Source organism: Bacillus sp. JJ864, from assembly GCF_036963045.1.
Classification (GTDB): Bacteria; Bacillota; Bacilli; order Bacillales; family Bacillaceae_G; genus Bacillus_A; species Bacillus_A pseudomycoides_C.
In genome coordinates, this window is the sequence record NZ_JBALLY010000024.1 from 1 (window position 1) to 5,353 (window position 5,353).

Annotated in this window: 5 protein-coding genes; all 5 read right to left on the bottom strand. The window is 33.5% G+C overall.

Annotation, left to right across the window (positions count from 1 at the left end; genetic code table 11):
* Window positions 1-585 precede the first annotated feature (585 nt).
* Complete coding sequence (locus tag V7024_RS05335; protein WP_335516660.1) at window positions 586-1,308, bottom strand: DUF4261 domain-containing protein; 723 nt, start codon at window positions 1,306-1,308, stop codon at window positions 586-588.
* Window positions 1,309-1,803: 495 nt separating this feature from the next.
* On the bottom strand, window positions 1,804-2,454 hold the full coding sequence (locus V7024_RS05340; RefSeq protein WP_335516662.1) for a hypothetical protein: 651 nt from the start codon (window positions 2,452-2,454) through the stop codon (window positions 1,804-1,806).
* 138 nt (window positions 2,455-2,592) lie between these two features.
* Window positions 2,593-2,790, bottom strand: a complete 198-nt coding sequence (locus V7024_RS05345; RefSeq protein ID WP_335516665.1) for a hypothetical protein — start codon at window positions 2,788-2,790, stop codon at window positions 2,593-2,595.
* A gap of 714 nt (window positions 2,791-3,504) precedes the next feature.
* Window positions 3,505-4,002, bottom strand: coding sequence for a barstar family protein (locus tag V7024_RS05350; RefSeq protein WP_335516668.1), 498 nt, complete (start codon window positions 4,000-4,002; stop codon window positions 3,505-3,507).
* Window positions 4,002-5,353: RHS repeat-associated core domain-containing protein (locus V7024_RS05355; protein ID WP_335516671.1), on the bottom strand; the 1,352-nt coding region annotated here is incomplete at its 5' end. The genes V7024_RS05355 and V7024_RS05350, both read right to left, overlap by 1 nt.

Sequence of the window (5,353 nt, forward strand, 5' to 3'; positions counted from 1 at the left end):
CTTTTTAGTCTAGCATCAATCTTTAGTACTTAATTTTCCGTTCCTAAGTTCTCTTTGTATTTCCTTAGGTGTATTTCACACCTGCTCTTTTTGCAGCATATAGCCTTCTATTGTCAAAGGAATAGATATTCCCTTAATGTTTAAATATTTTAATCGCTGGTAAATCTCTTGATTTAACCTTCCCTTTTCTCATTCGATTAGACAAGCTGTTTACCGATTTACCATTTTTAAAAAGCCCTTTTATACTATCCTGTGTAAAACGAATATTCTTAGAGTTCTTCATCTATCATTGTAATGATGTCACCGCGAGAGTTGTAGTAGTATAGCGTTTGTTCACCTGTTTTCATGGCTAGACAGACGTTATTGTTTCTACCGTTTCTTATAATGTTTTTATTTTATCTTGCTAATACGTTCATTTGGGACACTTTCTTTAAATTAAAGAGGAAGGACTCTTATTCTAGACTCCTTCCTCTTTGCCATTTTTAAATATTAATACATCTTTTACCTGTTCGTAATAAAGCCCTAAATAAAAATTTCATTATTCCCTAAACACTTATATTCACACACACTAATTTAACTATAATTTTAAACTTTTTTTAATTCCCACAATCCACAAGGATTATAAAAAAGGTCATCTCGTTCATAACAATAATCCTTACAATGAGCCAACCTATACACAGGAGATGTTTGCGTAAAGCTAATTGTCTCTCCATCTTTTAATTTAGGCATTTCAACTAAATTATATAAATTAAAGTCATTTAATAAATCAGATGCTTCTTCTGCATCTATATGAGCAGATATTACAACATCCGGAAGACCAAATGATTGCATACCACATGAATAATAGCTATTCTCATCTCCAACTAACGTCACAAAATGCGAATAAATAGGGAAATATTCTTTGTTATCTGCAATTTCTTTCCATTCTTCTTTAGAATAAGCTACGCCAGTAGTTTCAATTTTTACAGCAATTCCCCCTGCATTAAGGAGCCCCATTCCAACATCAATAACTTCTTTTACAGTATGAATATTCCTTATTTTAACAATAACATATACTGTATATATGTGGTTACTTATCTTACCAAGAATATCCTCCCCAAAGCGTTCACCACCTGCATATAAAAATGCTTCTGCTAGAGACGGATCATGTTCGTAAATATCTACCTCGAAGCCAATATCTCTCTTGGCATTATGTATAATGTTACCTGCTAGAAGATACCCTCCACTTTTTCTTACTACTTCTTGCACTAATTTTGCTCTATCATTCCAAAGGCCAGGTATTCCAATTATAATTTGAGGTTCTGCCATTTTTTAAAACTCCTTCATTAAATTCAAATTAATAAAAGTTTTCTGTATGATCAACAAAGTCATCCAGTTCATAACATCGCGCCTTCAACTTCCCTGTATCCTTAAATGTTGCTATAACCTGAATTACCTCTGTGCGACTAGGAAAATTATTAATTTTAATTTATTCATCTGGATATCCTAAACTTATATTAACTTGTTGCTTAAAAAAATTCATTGAACCAATTGTATTTATAACAACAACCATGTGTCGTTTTTCTAAACTGAGCTACTCTAAAATATCTTTCCATTTTGATTAGGTGAACAAATAATCCCACTCATTATAAGGAAGCTTCACACATTCTTTTGTCTATTGAATTACTTCATTATAAACGGAAATACTTTGAATGACTATTCACTTCTACACCATCAAAATTTTACGTTTATATACAATTTAATATAAATGACAAACCAACATTTATATTTATTTACATTTTATTTTCCTGTGTTTATAAAAATTTATGAACTCTGAGTTAACGTTTGTAGAATTAAACATTTTTTACATAACAAAAAATATATATAACTTTCTCCAATCTGAAAACTTATCCCTCCAGTAAGATTCCCTTCATTACCATAATCCTCCCCTGCTATCATAACCACATATTGCATATCTTTCTGACAACATGGACATTTTGAATCTATTGGCTCTTCTACATTCAAAGGAGACCCAAGTATTCTACAAATATAATCGGTACCTATAGATTCAAAAGCTTGTTCATACTGGTTTTCATCACAAGGAACATCATATGGTTCCATATCTACTAATTTCATACTACTTTTAGGTAAAGGAACAGAAATTTTATCTATTTCCTCGTATCTCCAATCAAATACTTCATTTTGACTAATAATACTTATACGACGTTTCTCAATGTCTAGTTTAAAATTTTGCATTTCCTCATATAAAGAACAATTTAAGCAAGAAACAAGAGGTAATTCTAGTAATTTCCCTTCTCTTACATCATGCAACTTAGGGTCTGTTAAATCAAAAGTAAATATCTGATGTACAGGTTCATTACATTGTGGACATATAGGGACGTTCCAAGTTTGTCCACCAAAGTAATGATCATATTTATCTTTACCATATATCACCCTAAAACCTAAGTTTTTCATAAACCTAACACCTACTTTACAAAATATTTTTGCTAAGAATTTTACTACTGATTCTTATTTTCCAAGTATTTTTTCACATAAGATGAATAATAGTATTTCACAAAATATTATTTGTGAAATACTATTATAATTAAAAATTTATTTTTTAGGATATAATTTTTGTCCGTATCTTACAGCTTGCTTCAAACCATAATTGTATTTTTTGCCAAATTTACGTTTAATATCCCATACATCTCTTGCCAATCTTTGTCTAGCGTTTAATCCTTTATCTATCCGCATAGTAGCTTTTCCTTTACCACCAAAGGTTCTTGTTAGCTTATGATCTGCTTTTGTCATAAGTAATGCTGGTCCCTTACCTCTACTTATACCTATGGTCTTATTGTATGCATTCTGAGGCATATGATGTCCTACATACCTTGTACCTTTTAATTTATTTACACTATTAAAACTGCCTCCTCCAATTGCTCTTGTAATCTTTCCAGCAAATTTGAGTCTGCCACCGCCGACAAATCCTAAAGCAGCCCTTCTTAATTTATGTATACTTTTGTGATTTGAACCATAAAACTGCCTCAGTTTGAACCATTTTGTAAATCAGCCTCTTTTTTAGCATCCTTATGGAAACCTGCACACATTTGGCAACGTAAAATCCAAGGAAAGAGCGTTCCATAAAGCTTTTTATGTCTCTGTTTCACGGGTCGAAGGTTATAGTAAAAAAATGGATGTTTACTACCTCTGTTAAAGTGTCTTTGTTTTTCTTTTCATAAAGGAGAGAAGAAAAACAAAAAATTCAAAATACATTTCTACGACACTAGTGATCTAAAATATTAACTTAAATAAAAAAGAGTACCCATTATTTGAAACCACTGAAAATGTCTACTTCATAAGAAAAAGAATTCCATCACCTACTATATAGAGACGATGGAATTCTTTTTTTCAACATATTGATAAAGTACGTGTTATTTTTGCAAAGCAATCACTTTTTCAGTGGCCTCCATTATTTTGGGCACTCTTATCGAAAGGATATCTCACAAAAATATTAAATTATGCTTCTTATTTTATAATATCAATTCCTTCGATTCCTATATGTTTCAGTCGCGATATAGTAGGTATTTTCATTTTGATATTAGAATGAAGTATGACATGAAATGGACTCGGTATCGTAATAAATTCTCCATACTCCCTACCTCGTGACCATTCTTCACAACAATCATATAAAATATCCATTAATATTCTAAGATCCTTATCCTCTTTAACAAGCACCTGATCTATATCGCTAATAAACAATACGTATCCTTGGGCACTAAGCCAACTTAAATCATTAATGCATTCATCAAAAGCACTCCAGTTCCTACCGAAATAATCTGGAAATTCCATTTTAAAAGAAAATTCATTAAACAAACTTTCTGCATCCATACACTTTTTTCCATCTATTAATATATATTTAAACGTATCTTTTAAATTTTTTTTTGCTAATTCATAAATTTCATCTGCAATTACTAAATGAACAAATGGTTCATTTAGTGCTGTGATTTTCCGTTCTATCTTCATCATCTAATCACCCTTTTCTTTCGAGGCATTTTAACAAAAGTTTTATAGTGATCCTTCGTATAATATGACTTTCCATTTTTACCCATAACTAATCTTTGCGCTCCCCTATTTTTACCTTTAATATAAGGATTTATGTCGTATTCTCGATAAGTTGTATTTCTTGGTAAAACTTGTCCTCTTCCCCGACCATCATTTTTAAACTTCCTACCCCCAACATAGCCACTTGGAGCGCGTCCATTATTTTGTTTTATCTGTTTATGCACTTGATAGGCCTTTTTAGGGATTTTAGTTAAAGTTCTTCCACTTTTCAGTGCACCTTTAGCTAACTTAAACTTCCCACCACCTATCGCACTATATGCAGCCTTACGTACAATCATCTTTGCACTTGCACCAGATTTATAAGCTTTATACCCATCATATACCGCAAAACCGCCATTAATAACCAGCCATACCCAATGCCCATCCGGATCCACATGCATAACTGGATTATTGTCTGCATACGTATATCCATTCTGCGTAATCGGATCATCCTCATCACCCGGATCCGGATCCACTGACAAGAACACTCCATGAGCTGGATTGTAATATCTCGCTATCAGATAATATATCCCAATCTCTTTATCATGCATATATCCCGCATATCCAAATGGATTCTCTGCCGCGATACCTTTTGCGTCACTCTTTAGGACATTGCCCCATGCATCGTATTCGTAGTTTGCTACTACTTGTCCGTTTTCATCTGTCATCGCGATGACGTCACCGCGTGGGTTGTAGTGGTAGTATGCCGTTTGGCCTTGGGATTTCATCGCAAGGCGGATGCCGTCTACAGAATACACATATTGACGGAGGACGTTGTTGCTTGCATCTGTTTCGTATAATGGATTAATGCTGTCGCCGTCGTAGTGATAACGAGTTGTTTTTCCATCTACTGTTTTTTCGATGCGGCGGCCGTCGTCATCGTATTTATATGTCGCAGATGGTGTGCTTTCACCTTGTTTTGTGATGGCTACAAGTTGGTCTGCTTCATTCCATGTATATTTGTATTTGCCATCGGATGTACGGTTTCCGTTGGCGTCATACGTTAAGGATTCGTTGCCAAATTTCGTTAACTGGTTACCTTCGTTAAATACGGCTGTTGTAGAAACGGCTGATTTTCCTGCTTCTGTTACTTTTACGTTTGTGCGGTTACCAAAGCTGTCATAGCTGTATTCTTTCATTGTACCATTTGGCAATGTTTCTTTTGTTAGTTGATGAATAGAATCATATGCATACGTTGTTTTTTCTGTTTTGTCACCGTTTTTTCGTTCGATTGCGGTACGGTTGCTTGTTGCATCATACGTATACGATTCTT